Here is a 17265-nt window from a genome sequence, read left to right as displayed (position 1 = left end):
GACGGAGGAACTCCCACTCCTGATCAGACAGTTCATGGCGACGTATCACACGACCATGATCCACTACTCAAGATCAATTGAAGACACGACCTAGCACCGTTCCTAGAGCTGAGCGGGAGTGAATCCTGGTGCCAGGATCGTGCGGGGTGCGGGGTGCGGGGTGCGGGGTGCGCGGGGTGCGGGGCGGAGGCGCGGGCCTGTGGCGGCAGCCTTGTCCGCCGGCGGTCGGCGTTCACTACGCCTCCGGCGTCCTGATCAGGCTGAGGCTTCGGACTCGGGGCCTCGGGTGCGCAGTTGCTCGTTGATGCGCTGGGCTTCTTCGAGCTGGTCTTCGAGGATGACGATGCGGCAGGCGGCCTCGATGGGGGTGCCCTTGTCGACGAGTTCGCGGGCACGGGCGGCGATGCGCAGCTGGTAGCGGGAGTAGCGACGGTGGCCGCCTTCGGAGCGCAGGGGGGTGATCAGGCGGTGTTCGCCGAGGGTGCGGAGGAAGGCGGGGGTGGTGCCGAGCATCGCGGCGGCCCGGCCCATGGTGTAGGCGGGGTAGTCGTCGTCGTCGAGATTGTCGGCGGGACGGGTACTGGCAGAGGGCATAGACCTCTTCTTTCTGGGACGCGTCGGGGGGCCCGGGTGCCGTACTGGCACCCGGGCCCCGAGCTTTCAACACCATCTACCGGCCAACTGCGCCGGCCTTCTGTGTCCGCAGGCTCCGCCTGAGTGGGCGGGGCTGCGGGGATCGCTGATGCGTGACCGGGGACCACCTTCCAATCCGGGGCCTGCGGTACCCGGACGGACTTCTCCCTCGCCCGGGCGATCCTGATGGCGTCTGCTCCTTTTCTTCGGTTGCTCGCTTGTACTTCTGGATATCGCGGGTACTGCTACGGCCCCCAGGGGCCGCGTCCTGCTGACCTGCTTGCACGGCAGTTTCATGTCTGCCGTGCCCACTTCGACTTCTTGGGTACGACAAAACACTAACCCCGCGATGTGCTGATGTCTACTCTCGCCACGATAGATTTTCTACAGGTCTGGTGCAGGCAATTCTGTCTCCTCCGCTCTCCGGCGACGGTGGTTCGGCAGGCACAGGACCGGGATCGGGACCGGGACCGGGACCGGGGCATCGTGTGACTGCGCCGGTCCTACTGGCTTCGGGCGTCCCTCGGGCCCAAGGGGCCTGTCCGGGGGGATCTCGCCGGGCAGGCCCCTGGTCCCGAGGAGGGCCGGCTAGCGCTTGAGCGTGAAGGTGAAGTCGCCGGAGAGCTTGCCGCTCAGTCGGGCTGCCGAAACGAGATTCCCCTCCGTGATCAGCCGCTCGACCTCGGCCCGCGAAAGACCGCAGCCTTCAGCGATCAGTCGCACCGGCCGGACAGGGATCCGCGCCGCAAAACGGACCGAGACGTCGATCACCTCACGGTCCAGGTGATCTGATCCGCCGGTGTCGAGGCGCCACGCGTCGTCCCAGTCCAGGGCGATGCGATTACGACGCCGCACGACCGGGTCCTGGAGCAGCTCCGCCGCCAGGCCGGGGTCGTTGTCGTGCATCCGGTCCAGCAGATCAGGTCGTACGGAGCGCACGTTCACCCGCTCCAGGACGGTGAGCTTTGCCGTGTCCCCGCAGTCGGTGCAGAGCACGAGGAGCCAGGCGTCGAGGAGCTTGTGGTTTGCGTTGATGCGAAATTTGCTGTTCGCCCGGAAGCGTTCGGACGCGCACGCGTGGCAGCGGCGCAGAACGGTAGGCAGGCAGGTGGGCATGACCACCCAGTCATTGAGCACAGAAACACACCGATTTCAGTGAGAAGTCCGCAGCAAAAAGCAGCGCGGCGCATATGCGCGACGCGCGACAGATCAGCTCTCGGGGGGTCTCACACGGTGTACAACGGCACGTCCTTGCCTAGACGACTCAGCTCGGCAGCACGCTAGGGCAGCGCAGCGACCCTGCTCCACTGGTTTTACGGGCTCGGTCGGACTCGCTGCGTAGGACGCAGAATTCGTTGCCTTCGGGATCGGCGAGGATTGCCCAGCCTGAGCCATCGGGATTGCGGTGATCGGCGACAAAGGTGGCGCCGAGGCCCAGCAGACGGTCCACCTCCTGATCGCGGGAGGTCTCTGGGCGCAGACACAGATGGATCCGGTTCTTGATCGTCTTAGCTTCGGGCACCTGGTTGAAGTACAGCACCGGGCCCTCCGCCAGCAGCACCTGAGTCTCCCGGTCGCCCGGCCTGTCGTTCGGATGCAGCGGACGGCCTGTCACGCCGCTCCAGAATCGAGCCAACTCGTAGGCGTCCGCACAGGCGATCGCCACGTTCTGCAATACCGAGACCATGCGCGAGCCTTCCTGATCTGTACGCCCAACGCCATCGAGTTGCGCTCACCGGCAGCCAACGGCGAGAGATGCCCGAGGAGTTCGGGGCGAACGCGAAACGCGAGAAGCGCGGCAGGGGCGGCGGCCGACCGGCAGGCAGCATGACGTAGGGCGTGTTTCGCATGGGCTGGTCACAGCCGTTCGTCGAGGGTCGTGTCGAGGGTCGTGTCGAGGTGCGTGGCCTGGTAGCGGGTGGCGGTCGCGGCGGCGCGGTTGCGAAGGGCGGTACGCAGTGACGCCGGAGTCAAGGCTTCCGCTTCTGTGCTGAGCTGCCACAGCGCCCACTCGGCGTGTCGCAGGTCCTGGAACGTCACCTCCAGCCGCAGCCAGCCGTCTGGGTCGGGTTCTGCGGCGCGGACGGCCACCACGGTGTTCAGCAGGTCCTCCCGCCGCTCAGGGTTCACCCGTACCAGTACGGCGATATGGTCGCCGGAAAGGAACTGCGCGCAGCGTTCCCGCCAAGCCCGGTCCAGATCGACCGCGTTCGGTCGCTGTGCCGGTTCGGGGAGTTCCTCGGCGGCCAGCACCCGCGACAGCCGGTAGGTGCGGTCCGCGCCGGCTCTCGTGGCCAACAGGTAACTCCGGTCGCGCACCGTGACCAGGCCGATCGGGTCCACCGTGCGCCACTGCGGCGCCTGGTCCGTGGCCGCGTAGTGGATGCGCAGTTTGTGTCCGGCGAGCACCGAGCGCCGGATCTCGATCATTGTCGCGCCGGGCACCTCCTCGGTGACCGGCCGGCGTGAGAGCAGGTCGGTCTCCGGCTCGACGAGAAACCGCTGGGCCGCGTCGCTCGCGGTGGCCTGATGGCTATCGGGTAGCGCGTCAACCACCTTGCGCATGGCCGAAGCGAGCGCCGAGCCGAGGCCGAATGCCTGCTCGCCGCGCCCCGATCCGGCGGTCAGCAGGGCAAGGGCCTCGTCTTGGTTCAGTCCGGTGAGCTCGGTCCGGAAACCGGGCAACAACGCGAACCCGCCGTTCCGGCCGCGTTCGGCGTAGACCGGGACGCCGGCTGCGGACAGCGCCTCGATGTCGCGCAGCACGGTACGGGTGGACACCTCAAGCTCGCGGGCCAGCGTGTCCGCGGTCAGCCGACCGCGCTGACGCAGCAGCAGCACCAGGGAGACCAGCCGATCGGCGCGCATACGAGGACCGTAGCGAATACATGACCAAGGGTGTCATCTTTTCTTGGGAGGCTCGTGGGCATCGACGTCGTCGAAGGCGGCTGACGCACCGATGGACGTCCGTACTCCCGACGAATCGCATGGAGCTGATGTGGCAGTAGAACGAACCGCAGTCAACCCGGTCACCTGGTCCGTGGAGATGGGATTCAACCAGGGTGAGATCGTCTCCGGGCACACCCGGACCCTGTACTGCTCCGGACAGACCGCGATGAGCAGCGACGGCAGGCCGCAGCATGACGGTGACATGGCCGCGCAGCTCGCGCTGAGCCTCGACAACCTGGAAGCCGTGCTCGGCGAGGCCGGCATGTCCCTCGCGAACCTCGTCCGGCTCAACGTCTACACCACCGACGTCGATCTGCTGTTCCCGCACTACGGCGTGCTGGCGTCGCGGTTGGGCGCCGCAGAGGTGGCGCCGGCCACCACGATGCTCGGAGTGACACGGCTGGCGATCCCCGGCCAGATGGTCGAGCTGGAGGGGACCGCCGTCGCCTGACGCGTCCCGGACGGGGGAGAAGCCGACACCGGTCACCTCGACGCCACGGCGGGCGAGACGGGCGGCTTCCCTCGTCCGCCCCTGCGCCTTTCTCCCAGCGGCCCCGCGCGTGGGCGGCGTACGCGAACCGGTCGCCGCGGCCGGCGTGCGCAACTGGGCGCTGCTCACCAGGACCCCCTGGTCAGCACGCCGTGTCTCGGGCTAGCGTCCGTTCATGGCAGCAGTTGACGACCTTCGCTTCGACCCTTGGGACCCCGCGTTCGTGGCGGACCCGTATCCGGCGTATGCCGAGCTTCGGGAACGCGGGCGGGTGATCTACTACGAGCCGACCGACCAGTGGCTGGTGTCGCGGCACGCGGATGTGTCGGCGTTGCTGCGGGAGCGGCGGCTGGGGCGGACGTATCAGCATCGGTTCACGCACGAGGACTTCGGGCGGACCGCGCCGCCCCCCGAGCAGGAGCCGTTCCACACGCTCAACGATCACGGGATGCTCGACCTGGAGCCGCCGGACCACACGCGGATCCGGCGGCTGGTGTCGAAGGCGTTCACGCCGCGCACCGTGGAGCAGCTGAAGCCGTATGTGCGGCGGCTGGCCGGGGAGCTGGTGGACCGGCTGGTGGAGGCGGGCGGGGGCGATCTGCTGAGCGAGGTCGCCGAGCCGCTGCCCGTCGCCGTGATCGCGGAGATGCTGGGGATTCCGGAGTCGGACCGGGGGCCGCTGCGGCCCTGGTCGGCTGACATCTGCGGGATGTACGAGCTCCACCCGTCGGAGGAGACCGCGGCGCGGGCCGTGCGGGCCTCCGTGGAGTTCTCCGAGTATCTGCGGGAGCTCATCGCCGCCCGGCGCGAGGAGCCCGGCGACGATCTGATCTCCGGGCTCATCGCCGCCCACGACGAGGGCGACCGGCTCACCGAGCAGGAGATGATCTCGACCGCCGTGCTGCTGCTGAACGCCGGGCACGAGGCGACCGTCAACGCCACCGTCAACGGCTGGTGGGCGCTCTTCCGGAACCCGGAGCAGTTGGCCGCGCTGCGTGCCGATCACTCGCTCGTGCCGTCCGCCGTCGAGGAGTTGATGCGGTACGACACTCCGCTGCAGCTGTTCGAGCGGTGGGTGCTGGACGACATCGAGATCGACGGGATCCTGGTGCCCCGGGGGGCCGAGATCGCCATGCTGTTCGGGGCCGCCAACCACGACCCGGCCGTTTTCGCCGACCCGGAGCGGCTCGATCTCTCCCGTGCGGACAACCCGCACATCTCCTTCAGCGCGGGCATCCACTACTGCATCGGCGCGCCCCTGGCCCGTATCGAGCTGGCCGCGTCGATTACGGCACTGCTGGAACGCGCTCCGGCCCTGTCGCTCGCCGCCGAGCCGCAGCGCAAGCCGAACTTCGTGATCCGGGGGCTGGAGGGGCTCAGCGTGACCCTCTGACCCGGCCGAGCAGACGGCTGAGCGCGGCCCACAGGGCCAGGCCCGCGGCCGTCCCGCCCAGCAGCGCCAGCGGCAGCTCGGCGTAGAGGACGCTCCAGTCGGGGGCCTGCTCGAACCGCCAGAAGCGGGCGCGGACGTCCACCGCCCACACCGCGAGCCCCGCGCCCCACCCGAGCGCCATGAGGAGGCAACCGACGGCGGACTGCGTACGTTGTCCCATGCCCTGGACGGACGCACGCGGGCGGTCACAGGGTTCCCCCGCCTGGCCCTCCGCCTCGCCCCCGCCTGGCCCTCCGCCTCGCCCGCGCCTGGCCCTCCGCCTCGCCCGCGCCTGGCCCTCCGCCTCGCCCGCGCCTGGCCCTCCGCCTCGCCCGCGCCTGGCCCCCCGCCTCGCCCGCGCCTTGCCCCCGCCTCGCCCCCCGCCTCCGTCACGTCGTCATGTCGCGGCGGCGCAGTCCCGCCAGACCCGCGGCCGTCAGCACCGCCGCCCCGCCCAGGAGCACTCCCACCGGGGGCCACTGCATCTCTCCGCCCGGCAGCTTCGGCAGGTGGCCGAAGGGGGACAGGTTCAGCACCGCCTGTGGGGCGTCCAGCGCCGGGCCGATCCAGCCGATGAGCAGGATCGCGCCCGCCACCCCCCACGCGGCCGGGGCCAGCCGCGGGGCCGTGCCGTAGAGCAGCAGCGTCAGGCCTCCCACCAGCCAGATCGCCGGGAGTTGGAGCAGGCAGGCGCCCAGGATCGGGAGGGCCTCCTTGCCGTAGCCCGCCGCGAAGCCCAGGCCCGCCAGGAGCATGATCAGGGCCGCGCCGCCGAAGGCGATCAGCAGGTGACCGGCCGCCCAGCGCAGTCGGCCCACCGCGTTCGCCAGGACCGGCTCCGCGCGGCCCGAGGTCTCCTCGCCGTGCAGCCGGAGGACGGACGCGACGACGTACAGCGCCGCGATCAGGCCCAGCATGCCGATCATCGAGGCGAGGAACGCGTCCGTCAGACCCGTCTGCCCGCCCATCCGCTCGAAGATCTCCCGCGCCCTGTCGTTGTCGCCGACCAGGTCGGCCGCGCCCTCCGTCAGGCCGCCGTACACCACGCCCGTGAGGAAGAAGCCGACGCTCCAGCCCAGCACACCGCCCCGTTGCAGTCGCCAGGCCAGCGCGGCGGCCGTGCCCAGGCGTCCCGTCGGCGGGCCCGGGCGGGTCGGCAGGAAGCTCATGCCCAGGTCGCGGCGGCCGGCCAGTCCGTACGCCAGCGCGGCCTGTGCCGCGACCGCCGCCGCGAAGAGCGGCAGCACCCACCACCGTTCGTCCGCGAACGCCCGCAGGTTCTCCAGCCAGCCGAGCGGCGACAGCCAGGTCAGGGGCGAGGAACCGTCGTTCGTCGACGCGTCGCCCGCCGCCCGCAGGACGAACGCCGCGCCCAGCACCGCCGCCGTCAGCCCCCGCGCCAGTCGCGCGCTCTCGGTGAGCTGCGCGACGATCGCCGCCATCGTGGCGAACAGCATGCCCACCCCGGCCAGGCCGAGGCCGAGCGCGAGCGCGCCCGCCGTGCCCTGTCCCGCCAGACCCGCCGTGACCAGCACGGCCAGTACGGCGTTGGCGACCCCGGCCGCGAGCAGCGCCGCCGTCAGCGACGCACGTCGCCCGACCATGCCGGACGCGATCAGCTCCTGACGGCCGCTCTCCTCCTCGTCACGGGTGTGCCGTACGACGATCAGCAGGCTTGTCACCGCGGCGAGCGCACCGGCGTACACACCCACCCGCCACGCCGTGAGCGCGCCGAGGGAGTCGTCGAAGACGGGGCCGATCAGCGCGCGCAGCGAGGAGTTGGTCTCCAGTTGGCGCAGGAGGTCGGCCCGGTCGGCGGGGGTGCCGTACAGGCCCTTCAGGGTGTTCGGCATGGAGAGCACCATCAGGGTGTTCACGGCCACCCAGACGGGGATCAGCACCCGGTCGCGGCGCAGTGCGAAGCGCAGCAGCGGGCCGGTGCCCACGAGCGTGGTCACGCGCCCGCCCCCTGACGCTCGTCGTGCTCCTGGTGCTCTTGGCGCTCCTGGTAGTGGCGTAGGAACAGTTCCTCCAGCGTCGGTGGCGTCGATGTCAGCGAGCGGACGCCCGTGTTCGTCAACGACCGCAGGACGGCGTCGAGTTGGGCGGTGTCGACCTGCAACTTCACCCGTTTTCCCTGTACGTCGAGGTCGTGGACGCCGGGGAGGTGTGCCAACCCGTTCGGGGGGCCGGCCAGTTCGGCCGTCACGCTCGTCCGCGTCAGGTGGCGCAGGTCGGCCAGGGAGCCCGTCTCGACCGTGCGGCCCTTGCGGATGATGCTGACGCGGTCGCAGAGTTCCTCGACCTCGCTGAGGATGTGCGACGACAGCAGGATGGTCCTGCCTCTGTCCCGTTCCTCCGCCACGCAGCGTCGGAAGACCTCCTCCATCAGGGGGTCCAGGCCGGACGTGGGCTCGTCCAGGATGAGCAGGTCGACGTCCGAGGCGAACGCGGCCACCAGGGCGACCTTCTGCCGGTTGCCCTTCGAGTACGTGCGGCCCTTCTTGGTGGGGTCGAGTTCGAAGCGGTCGATCAGGGCGGCCCTGCGGTTCGCGTCGAGGCCGCCGCGCAGGCGGCCGTACAGGTCGATGACCTCGCCGCCCGACAGGTTCCTCCACAGCGTCACGTCGCCCGGCACGTAGGCGATGCGGCGGTGTGCCTCGACCGCGTCGCTCCACGGGTCGCGGCCGAGGATCTGGGCGGCGCCCGAGTCGGCGCGCAGCAGGCCGAGCAGGACGCGGATGGCCGTGGACTTGCCGGCGCCGTTGGGGCCGAGGAAGCCGTGCACCTCGCCCGTCTCGACCTCCAGGTCGAGTCCGTCCAGGGCGTGCGTGCGGCCGAAGGACTTGTGCAGTCCGGACACCGTGATGGCCTTCGTCATGCTTCAGAACGTACGCTTCCTTCAGAAATTTGTGAAGTTAAGGAAGCGAATGAAGCCCGGATAGGATGAGGCCATGACCGAATCACCCGAGGCCGGACGGGACGCGGAGGCCGTGTCGAGGTTCGTCGAGTCCTTCGCGGCGCAGCTCGTCGAGGCCGGGATGCAGCGGATGGCCGCCCGGGTGTTCGCCGCGCTGCTCGCGTCCGACTCCGGCACCCTGACCTCCGCCGAACTCGGCGAACAGCTCCAGGTCAGCCCTGCCGCCGTCTCCGGGGCGGTGCGCTATCTCGCGCAGGTGCACATGGTCTCGCGGGAGCGTGAACCCGGCTCGCGGCGTGAGCGCTACCGGGTGCACAGCGATCAGTGGTACGAGGCGCTGACCAGTCGGGATGCCGTCCTCAAGCGGTGGGGGCAGACCCTGCGCGAGGGTGTCGACAGCCTCGGCGCCGCGACCCCAGGGGGCCGGCGGATCGCCGAGACGCTCGCCTTCTTCGACTACCTGGAGGGCGAGCTCACCGCGCTGATGGAACGGTGGCGGGTGCACCGCGACCAGACCTTCGGCCAGTGAGCCGGGTGAGCTGGGCCCTGGGCGGCCGGACCCTTGGCGGCCGGGTCACCGCTCCTTCGTCTCCTCCAACACCGTCCGCCCCAGCAGCAGGTACTTCTCGGGTGAGCGCTTCTTGAGGTACTGGGCGCAGCCCACGCCGGCCACCGCGATCAGCGCGACGAGCCACGGCGTCGCCTTCAGCACCAGCGAGCCCGACTCCGGTCCGGCCGCCACGCCCATGTTGGACACCAGCAGCACGACCACGGCGAGCATCGCGACGCCGCCGAGGAGCGGGGCGGTGAAGGTCCGGAACCAGTGCCGGCTCTCGGGGTGGTGTGAGCGGAAGTAGACCAGCACGGCGAACGAGCACACCGCCTGCACGACGAGGATCGCCATGGTGCCGAGGATCGCGAGCAGGACGTACGTCCCGGTGTACGGGTCCTTGCCCGCAGCCCAGAACGCGCCGATCAGGACGGCCGAGACGACCGTCTGGACCAGGCCCGCGATGTGCGGGGAGCCGTGCCGGGCGTGGGTGCGGCCGATGGTGTTCTTCAGGGACGGCAGGACGCCCTCGCGGCCGAGCGCGTACATGTAGCGGGCGGCGCAGTTGTGGAAGGCCATGCCGCAGGCCAGCGAGCCGGTGATCATCAGCCACTGCATGACGTCGACCGCCCAGTGGCCGACGTAGCGCTCGGTGGGGTTGAAGAAGAGGGCGAGCGGGTCGGCGGTGGCGACCTTCACGGCGTCCGACTGACCGGTGCCCGTGATGGCCATCCAGGAGACGAACACGTAGAAGACGCCGACGCCCAGCACCGAGATCATCGTGGCCTTGGGGATGATCTTCTTCGGGTTGCGGGACTCCTCGCCGTACATCGCCGTCGACTCGAAGCCGACCCACGACCAGAAGGCGAAGAAGAGGCCGAGCCCGGCGCTGGTCCCCTTGAAGGCGTTGACCGGGTTCACCGGGTCGAGGCTGAAACCGTCCGGGCCGCCGCCGTGGAAGGCGACCGACACCGCCATCGCCGCGAGGATCGTCACCTCGGTCCCGAGCAGGACGACGAGCAGCTTCTCGGCGACGGACACGCCGAACCAGGTGCCCGCCGCGTTGATCGCGAGCATCAGCAGCGCGAACGCCCACCACGGGATGTGCAGCCCCGTCTGGTCCTTCAGGGTCGTCGTGGCGAAGGACGAGAAGATGCCGATCAGCGCCGGCTCGAACACGACGTACGCGAAGGTCGCGAGCAGGCCCGAGGCGAGGCCGACCGAGCGGCCGAGGCCGTAGGAGATGAAGCCGTAGAAGGCGCCCGTCGAGGTGATGTGCTTCGCCATCGACGTGAAGCCGACGGAAAAGATTGCCAGGACAACCATTGCGACGAGGTAGCTCGCCGGCGCCCCGACGCCGTTGCCCGACGACACCATGAAGGGCACGTTGCCGGTCATCGCGGTGATCGGCGCCGCCGTCGCGACGGCCATGAAGACCACGCCGAGCAAGCCGATGGCGTTGGGTTTGAGCCGGTGGACGGTCTCGCCGCCGGCCGTCTTCCGCTCGGGGGCGACGCCCTCCTGCACTGCCATCGGGTGGCCCCTTCCGTTGCCGGCCGGGCGCCGGATCGACGCCCTGATGGAGCAGGATGGTGCAGCCCGCATGAGTCGTTCAAGGGGCTGGACCGGTTAAATATTTGTCACCAGACCTTTAGAAGGCCGGCGGCGGACGACAGCAGCGGCCGGCGTCGTGGCCACGTGAGCGGGCGGGCGCGTGGGCTCAGCGGGGCATGGCCCGCTGGAGCTCCAGGACCTGGGCGCGCAGGCGGGCCGGGCGGTCGGGGTCCGTACGGAGCGGCACCTGCACGGCCATGAACCCGTCGAGCGTGGCGGGCGGCTCCGGCAGGCGGACGTCGAGGCCGATCCGTGCGGCGAGCGCCAGCATGGTGGCGAGGAACCCGTCGGACAGGGCGTTGATGATCGCGTGGCTGGTCCGGTTGTGCCGGTCGAGCACGGCGTTCGCGAACGCCTCGAAGACCGGCACGTCGATCTGACACTCGTCGTTCCACATCGGCCCGAACCCCGACGGAACGCCGACCCACTCCTCGTAGACGCGCACATGCGCCAGGAACAGTTCGGAGGCCTTCGTCGCCGGGTTCCACACCGACTCGCCGTCCACCTCGTAGTACTGGCTCATCGTGGCCCCCCATCGCCCGCGCATGCGGCCCGCGGCCTTCGCGGCGCGTGCGCGTTCACGTCAACGGATGCGCAGCGTAACCAGGCGCATCGGCCGGGCGCCCCGGATTTATCCGGCTCACCGGCCCGGCAGCATCAGTCCCAGCCCGCCCTCCCGCACGGTCCACGTCCGCCGTCGCACCGGCCCGGCGACGGCCGTGTCCGCCCGGTAGCGGAAGTCCGCGCCCGAGACGGTCACCGTGCGTCCCAGGGCCTCCAGAGGCGCCGCCTCCGCGCCCAGGGACAGGGGCCGTACCGTCACGACCGCCGTGCCCGCGGGACCCGGGGTCACCGAGACCGCCGCCACCGGCTGGTCGAGGTCGACCAGCGTCACGCCGTCGACCTCGATCCGGAGCCGGGCCGGTCCGGGCGGGGCGGGGGCGGGGGAGAGGCGGGACGGCCGCGACGGCACCAGGGTGCGGACGAGCGACTGGTACGTGCGCAGCCAGTGCCGCCCGCCGTGCGCGAGCCCTTCCGCCCCTTCCGCCCTGTCCGTCCCGTCTGTCCCGCCCGCCCCGCCCGTCCCGTCAGCCATCTCCAGCTCGTCCCGTGACTCCCGTGACTCCCGTGCATCCCGTGAGTGCTGTGCGTCCCATGCGCCCCGCGAGTTCGGTGAGTCCTGCGGGGCGAGCGGTATCGGTGGAATCCTGAGCGCGCCGAGCACCACCCCGTCGCTGTCGTCCACGAGCACGTCCAGACGCCGTTCGGCGCCGTCCAGGGCGGCCCGGGCCGCCGCCACGGCCCCCGTGGGCACCCCCAGGGCGTGCGCGACGCTCAGCGAGGCGCCCACCGGCACCACCGACAGCACACATTCGGCCAGTGCCCGCTGCCGGTGCAGCAGGGCCACCGCGCGGTTCAGCGCACGGTCGTCGCCGACCACCACCGGCCGCCGCGAGCCCCGCCGGGACAGCACCCGGGCGAATTCCTCCGGATCCTCCGGCAGGCACACCTTCGTGCTCGCCGCACCCGCGCTGAGCACGTCTTTCGCGATTCGGACGGACTCCCCGTCCATGCTTCGGGCGACCGGGTCGATGATCACCAGCAGCTGATCGGACGTCGGAGAAGTCGCCACCTCGGTCCTGCCTCGCTTCCTCGGGTAGCATCTTTGTGCAAGAGCCCCTTGCGCTATTGCGCCAGGGGCTTCGTCTATTCCGGGGCATCCGGGTCCGACAACTGGCGACCGAAGACGGTCGCGGTGCACGCGGTGGAACGAACTGCCGCGTACGCCCCTGACCTTGGACATGCCCCACCCGGAAGGGGTGTACGCGCGTGCCCGCACTTGTGCTGCTCGGTGCTCAGTGGGGTGACGAAGGCAAGGGAAAGGCCACGGACCTGCTCGGTGGCTCGGTGGACTATGTAGTGCGCTACCAGGGTGGCAACAACGCCGGCCACACGGTCGTCGTGGGCGATCAGAAGTACGCACTCCACCTTCTCCCTTCCGGAATCCTGTCCCCCGGCTGCACGCCGGTCATCGGTAACGGCGTCGTCGTCGACCCCTCGGTACTGCTCTCCGAGCTGAGCGGTCTGAACGAGCGCGGCGTCGACACGTCGAAGCTGCTGATCAGCGGCAACGCGCACATCATCACGCCCTACAACGTGACTGTCGACAAGGTGACGGAACGCTTCCTCGGAAAGCGCAAGATCGGCACCACCGGGCGCGGCATCGGCCCGACATATGCGGACAAGATCAACCGGGTCGGCATCCGGGTCCAGGACCTCTACGACGAGTCGATCCTCACCCAGAAGGTGGAGGCCGCGCTCGACGGCAAGAACCAGCTGCTGACCAAGCTGTACAACCGCCGCGCGATCGCCGTCGACCAGGTGGTGGAGGAGCTGCTCGGCTACGCCGAGAAGCTGGCCCCCTACGTCACCGACACGGTGCTGGTCCTGAACCAGGCGCTGGAGGAGGACAAGGTCGTCCTCTTCGAGGGCGGTCAGGGCACGCTCCTCGACATCGACCACGGCACGTACCCCTTCGTCACCTCGTCGAACCCGACCGCGGGCGGCGCCTGCACGGGCTCGGGCGTGGGTCCGACGAAGATCAGCCGGGTCATCGGCATCCTGAAGGCGTACACGACCCGCGTCGGCTCGGGCCCGTTCCCGACGGAGCTGTTCGACGAGGACGGCGAGGCGCTGCGCCGCATCGGCGGCGAGCGGGGCGTGACGACCGGCCGTGACCGGCGCTGCGGCTGGTTCGACGCGGTCATCGCCCGGTACGCGACCCGCGTCAACGGCCTGACGGACTTCTTCCTGACGAAGCTCGACGTCCTCACCGGCTGGGAGCAGATCCCGGTCTGCGTGGCGTACGAGATCGACGGCAAGCGGGTCGAGGAACTCCCGTACTCACAGAGCGACTTCCACCACGCGAAGCCGGTCTACGAGACCCTGCCCGGCTGGTCCGAGGACATCACGAAGGCGAAGTCGTTCTCCGACCTGCCGAAGAACGCCCAGGCGTACGTGAAGGCGCTGGAGGAGATGTCCGGCGCCCCGATCTCCGCGATCGGCGTGGGCCCGGGCCGCGACGAGACGATCGAGATCAACTCGTTCCTGTAGGGCGGTAGTTCATGCACTGACCCCACGCGCACCCGCGCGTGGGGTCACTGCTCAGGCGGTGCCCGGGGCCTGGAAGCCGGTGGTGTCGAGGGTGCAGCCGAACGGCAGGGGAATGTCGATCTTCTCGCCGAAGGGCTTGCTGAAGCGAACCTCGTATCCCTTTGCCGACGGCGACCCGTAGACGATGGCCTGTTCCTCCTGCATGTCGAGGATTAGACAGACGGAGACGCCTGCCTTCCCGTAGACCTCGACTTTGTCGGTGAGGTCATCCAACCGGGTGGCGGGAGAGGTTAGTTCGGCGACGAAGGACAGTGCTTCGCCGTCCAGGCGATGGCTCCGTGTGCTGTGGGCGCGACGGTCAGCGGCATGGATGTCTGGGCCGTAGGCGCAGTCGGACCCGGGGAACGCGTACAGAAAGGGTCCGTAACTGATCCGGTGCCCTCCAGGGACGTGCGGGCGTAGCTGATCGCACACTCGCTCCATGACGTCCAGGTAGTACCCCTTCGACCACGGCGACACGACGATCTTCCCCCTGACGATTTCGGCCTTGTGGCCGTCCGGCACGTTCAGCTCGTCGAGGAGGTCCAGCAAACCCTCGAAGCTGTCGGGTTCGGTGCCGTCTATCGTGATCGGTCGCTCAGCCATCAGTGTCATGATGCGCCCTTCCTTCGAGGCTGACTAGTCGCCACTCAAGGTAGTCATTGCCATACTTTCCGTCAGGCTTTCGATCATTTCCGTTTGTTGACTGCCCCATGGCCTGTTCCTGGTTCTCGTCGACCCCGGCCCGCGACCACCATCTACGCGTGTAGTGGTCCCGCACGGCCCCCCTCCCCACAGACCCCCCCCAGGAGACCCGCCATGCCCGTACCTCCCCTGAACCGCCGTGAGTTCGTGCAGAAGTCGGCTGTGACCGGGGCGGCCGTCGCCGTCGCGGGGACCGTGGGGGCGGGCACCGCCCAGGCGGCCGGCCGTAAGCCTGCCAAGACGCCCCGCACCTGGACCTTCTCCATCCTCGGCACCACCGACCTGCACAGTCATGTCTTCGACTGGGACTACTACAAGGACGCCGCCTACTCCGACGCCAAGGGCAACTCCGTCGGCGTCGCCCGGGTCGCGACGCTCGTCAAGCAGCAGCGCGAGGCGAAGGGCGAGGAGCACGTCCTGCTCGTCGACGCCGGCGACATCATCCAGGGCACCTCCCTCGCCTACTACTTCGCGCGCGTGGAGCCCATCACCGGCAAGGGCGTCAAGCACCCGATGGCCGTCGCCATGAACCACATGCGCTACGACGCCGCCGCCCTCGGCAACCACGAGTTCAACTACGGCATCGAGGTGCTGCGGAAGTTCGAGCAGCAGTGTCACTTCCCGCTGCTCGGCGCGAACGCCCTCGACGCGAAGACGCTGCGCCCCGCGTTCCCTCCGTACACCGTGAAGCGGATCTGCGTGCCGGGCGCCCCCGACATCAAGGTCGGCATCCTGGGCCTCACCAACCCCGGCATCGCGATCTGGGACAAGGACAACGTCAGCGGGAAGATGGTCTTCCCGGGCCTGGTCGAGCAGGCGAAGAAGTACGTCCCCCGGCTCCGCGCCCTCGGCTGTGACGTCGTCTTCCTCACCGACCACTCAGGCCTCGACGGCTCCTCCTCCTACGGCGACGCCCTTCCGTACGTCGAGAACGCGTCGAACCTCGTCGCCGAGCAGGTCCCCGGCATCGACGCGATCCTCGTCGGCCACACGCACGTGGAAGTGCCGTCGTACACCGTCAAGAACGCCGAGACGGGCGAGGAGGTGCTCCTCTCGGAGCCGTACTGCTGGGGATACCGCCTCAGCGTCTTCGACTTCGAGGTCGAGCTGGAGCACGGCCGCTGGAAGGTCGTCGGCAAGTCCGCGCAGACCCTCAACCCCAACACCGTGGACGAGGACCCGGAGATCAGGAAGCTCCTGGAGGCCGACCACGAACTCGTCGTCAAGTACGTCAACACGGCCGTCGGCACCTGCACGGCCGACCTCTCGGCGGCGGAGTCCTGCTGGAAGGACGTCCCCATCATGGACTTCATCCACGAGGTCCAGATGCAGACGGTCAAGGCGGGCCTGTCGGCGTCCGACGCGGCGCTGCCCGTCATCTCCGTCGCCGCGCCCTTCTCCCGCACGGCCGACATCCCGGCGGGCAGCGTCACCATCAAGGACATCGCCGGGCTCTACATCTACGACAACACCCTGTACGGCAAGAAGCTCACCGGCGCGCAGCTCAAGGACTACCTGGAGTACGCGGCGAAGTACTACCACCAGGTCCCGGCGGGCACGAAGGTCGACACCGCGACGCTCACGAACGCCAACAACTTCTGGGACTACATGTACGACACGGCGGCGGGCGTCTCGTACGACATCGACATCGCGCAGGCAGAGGGGTCGAGGATCAAGAACCTCACCTACAACGGCGCCGCCGTCGCCGACGACCAGGTCTTCGTCGTCGCCGTCAACAACTACCGCGCCAACGGCGGCAGCGGCTACCCGCACATCGCCACCGCCGACATCGCCTACAGCTCCACCAACGAGATCCGCCAGCTGATGATCGACTACGTGACGGCGAAGAAGACGCTCGACCCGGCGGACTTCGCCGCCGCCAACTGGAAGCTGACCCAGGCGGGCACGCCCGTCTTCTGACAGCGCCTCAGCGGAAGGCCGGTGCGTTGCGCGCCGCCCACGCGGCGAAGGCGCCCGGGGTCCGGGCCAGGACGCGTTCGACGTCCGGGCTCGGACGCCGCTCGTTCTCGGTGGGCTCGCCCAGGATCGCGAGGGTGCCCTCGACCACGGGCAGCGGCATGAACCGCGCCATGAGCGCGTGGGCCTCCTCGCGGGTCTGCTCGGTGAAGCGCACCGGTTCGCCCAGCGCGGCGGCGATGGCCGCGACCCGCTCGCGCGGGGTGGTCGGCGCGGGGCCGGTCAGGGTGTACGTGGCGCCCAGGTGGCCGTCGCCGAGCAGGGCGGCGACGGCGACGGCGGCCACGTCGTCGGGGTCGACGAAGGGCAGGCCGACGTCGCCGAACGGCGCCGCCGCCTCTCGTCGGGCGCGGATCGACTCGGCCCAGGCGAACGCGTTGGTCGCCATCCCGCCCGACCGCAGGACCGTCCAGTCGAGCCCCGACTCCCGTACGGCCTCCTCGAACCGGCGCGGGTGCTCGTACGCCTGTGGGCGGGTTCCCGCGCCCTGCGAGGACAGCAGCACGACCCGGCGGATCCCGGCGGACTTCGCCTCGGCCAGGACGCCGTGCGGGTCCTCGCCCGCCACCAGCAGGAACAGCGCCCGCGCCCCGTCGAACGCGGCCCGCAGACCGGCCGGTTCGGCCAGATCGGCGCGCACCGCCCGCACCCCGGCCGGCACGTCGGCGTCGGTGACGGCGCGGGCGACGGCCGTCACGGGCACCCGGGCCTCGGACAGCATCCGCACCAGCGCGCGCCCGACGTTCCCGGTCGCACCGGTCACCACGATCGCCTCGTTCGTCCTGTCCGTCTCGCGCATCTCCTGCATCTCGTTCATCTCGTGCATCTCGTCCCCGTCTTCC

At 69.8% G+C, this 17265-nt stretch carries 17 protein-coding genes; 5 read left to right on the top strand and 12 right to left on the bottom strand.

All coding sequences use genetic code 11. The features are described from left to right. Positions 1–255: 255 nt before the first annotated feature. The 4 genes from ACIBAF_RS39160 to ACIBAF_RS39145 all read right to left on the bottom strand — a co-directional run bounded on the left by ACIBAF_RS39160 (position 256) and on the right by ACIBAF_RS39145 (position 3501). Complete coding sequence (locus ACIBAF_RS39160; protein WP_399469812.1) at positions 256–594, bottom strand: MerR family transcriptional regulator; 339 nt, start codon at positions 592–594, stop codon at positions 256–258. A 627-nt stretch (positions 595–1221) separates the two neighbouring features. After that, on the bottom strand, positions 1222–1770 hold the full coding sequence (locus ACIBAF_RS39155) for a DUF1062 domain-containing protein (RefSeq protein WP_399469810.1): 549 nt from the start codon (positions 1768–1770) through the stop codon (positions 1222–1224). A 127-nt stretch (positions 1771–1897) separates the two neighbouring features. Beyond that, positions 1898–2320: a VOC family protein gene (locus tag ACIBAF_RS39150; RefSeq protein WP_399469808.1), complete on the bottom strand. Its 423-nt coding sequence runs from the start codon at positions 2318–2320 to the stop codon at positions 1898–1900. A gap of 170 nt (positions 2321–2490) precedes the next feature. Then, positions 2491–3501 (bottom strand): helix-turn-helix transcriptional regulator, encoded by a 1011-nt coding sequence (locus tag ACIBAF_RS39145; RefSeq protein WP_399469806.1) that lies wholly within the window; start codon positions 3499–3501, stop codon positions 2491–2493. 91 nt (positions 3502–3592) lie between these two features. Here ACIBAF_RS39145 and ACIBAF_RS39140 point away from each other — a divergent pair, with 91 nt between their 5' ends. Both ACIBAF_RS39140 and ACIBAF_RS39135 read left to right on the top strand, forming a co-directional pair. After that, positions 3593–4033, top strand: coding sequence for a RidA family protein (locus ACIBAF_RS39140; protein WP_399469804.1), 441 nt, complete (start codon positions 3593–3595; stop codon positions 4031–4033). A gap of 214 nt (positions 4034–4247) precedes the next feature. Beyond that, entirely contained in the window at positions 4248–5465 is a 1218-nt protein-coding gene (locus ACIBAF_RS39135) for a cytochrome P450 (RefSeq protein WP_399469802.1), read from the top strand. On the opposite strand, the gene ACIBAF_RS39130 is transcribed toward ACIBAF_RS39135, so the two are convergent. The 3 genes from ACIBAF_RS39130 to ACIBAF_RS39120 all read right to left on the bottom strand — a co-directional run bounded on the left by ACIBAF_RS39130 (position 5449) and on the right by ACIBAF_RS39120 (position 8385). After that, positions 5449–5685 carry a hypothetical protein gene (locus ACIBAF_RS39130; RefSeq protein WP_399469800.1) on the bottom strand — a complete coding sequence of 79 codons (237 nt, stop codon included), beginning with the start codon at positions 5683–5685 and terminating at the stop codon, positions 5449–5451. The genes ACIBAF_RS39135 and ACIBAF_RS39130 overlap by 17 nt on opposite strands. Before the next feature lie 208 nt (positions 5686–5893). Further along, positions 5894–7462: an ABC transporter permease gene (locus ACIBAF_RS39125; RefSeq protein WP_399469798.1), complete on the bottom strand. Its 1569-nt coding sequence runs from the start codon at positions 7460–7462 to the stop codon at positions 5894–5896. Next, positions 7459–8385, bottom strand: a complete 927-nt coding sequence (locus tag ACIBAF_RS39120) for an ATP-binding cassette domain-containing protein (RefSeq protein ID WP_399469796.1) — start codon at positions 8383–8385, stop codon at positions 7459–7461. The genes ACIBAF_RS39125 and ACIBAF_RS39120 overlap by 4 nt, the downstream gene beginning before the upstream one ends. Positions 8386–8458: 73 nt before the next feature. On the opposite strand from ACIBAF_RS39120, the gene ACIBAF_RS39115 reads away from it, so the two are divergent. Beyond that, positions 8459–8953, top strand: a complete 495-nt coding sequence (locus ACIBAF_RS39115) for a GbsR/MarR family transcriptional regulator (protein ID WP_399469794.1) — start codon at positions 8459–8461, stop codon at positions 8951–8953. Between the two features lie 45 nt (positions 8954–8998). Here ACIBAF_RS39115 and ACIBAF_RS39110 read toward each other — a convergent pair whose 3' ends face one another. The 3 genes from ACIBAF_RS39110 to ACIBAF_RS39100 form a co-directional block, all read right to left on the bottom strand. Continuing rightward, a complete protein-coding gene (locus ACIBAF_RS39110; RefSeq protein ID WP_399469792.1) occupies positions 8999–10507 on the bottom strand; it encodes an APC family permease in 1509 nt (502 codons plus the stop codon). 187 nt (positions 10508–10694) lie between these two features. Then, positions 10695–11111, bottom strand: a complete 417-nt coding sequence (locus tag ACIBAF_RS39105; protein WP_399469790.1) for a DUF6086 family protein — start codon at positions 11109–11111, stop codon at positions 10695–10697. A gap of 117 nt (positions 11112–11228) precedes the next feature. Next, on the bottom strand, positions 11229–12221 hold the full coding sequence (locus ACIBAF_RS39100) for a diacylglycerol kinase (protein WP_399469788.1): 993 nt from the start codon (positions 12219–12221) through the stop codon (positions 11229–11231). Positions 12222–12418: 197 nt separating this feature from the next. Here ACIBAF_RS39100 and ACIBAF_RS39095 point away from each other — a divergent pair, with 197 nt between their 5' ends. Continuing rightward, positions 12419–13702, top strand: a complete 1284-nt coding sequence (locus ACIBAF_RS39095; protein WP_399469786.1) for an adenylosuccinate synthase — start codon at positions 12419–12421, stop codon at positions 13700–13702. A gap of 51 nt (positions 13703–13753) precedes the next feature. Here ACIBAF_RS39095 and ACIBAF_RS39090 read toward each other — a convergent pair whose 3' ends face one another. Further along, on the bottom strand, positions 13754–14356 hold the full coding sequence (locus ACIBAF_RS39090) for a Uma2 family endonuclease (RefSeq protein ID WP_399469784.1): 603 nt from the start codon (positions 14354–14356) through the stop codon (positions 13754–13756). A 204-nt stretch (positions 14357–14560) separates the two neighbouring features. Here ACIBAF_RS39090 and ACIBAF_RS39085 point away from each other — a divergent pair, with 204 nt between their 5' ends. Next, positions 14561–16366, top strand: coding sequence for a bifunctional metallophosphatase/5'-nucleotidase (locus ACIBAF_RS39085; protein ID WP_399469782.1), 1806 nt, complete (start codon positions 14561–14563; stop codon positions 16364–16366). A gap of 7 nt (positions 16367–16373) precedes the next feature. On the opposite strand, the gene ACIBAF_RS39080 is transcribed toward ACIBAF_RS39085, so the two are convergent. After that, complete coding sequence (locus ACIBAF_RS39080; RefSeq protein ID WP_399469780.1) at positions 16374–17240, bottom strand: SDR family oxidoreductase; 867 nt, start codon at positions 17238–17240, stop codon at positions 16374–16376. Positions 17241–17265 lie beyond the last annotated feature (25 nt).

Source organism: Streptomyces sp. NPDC051677 (assembly GCF_044453465.1).
Classification (GTDB): domain Bacteria; phylum Actinomycetota; class Actinomycetes; order Streptomycetales; family Streptomycetaceae; genus Streptomyces.
This window is presented reverse-complemented; position numbering and strand designations above follow the sequence as displayed.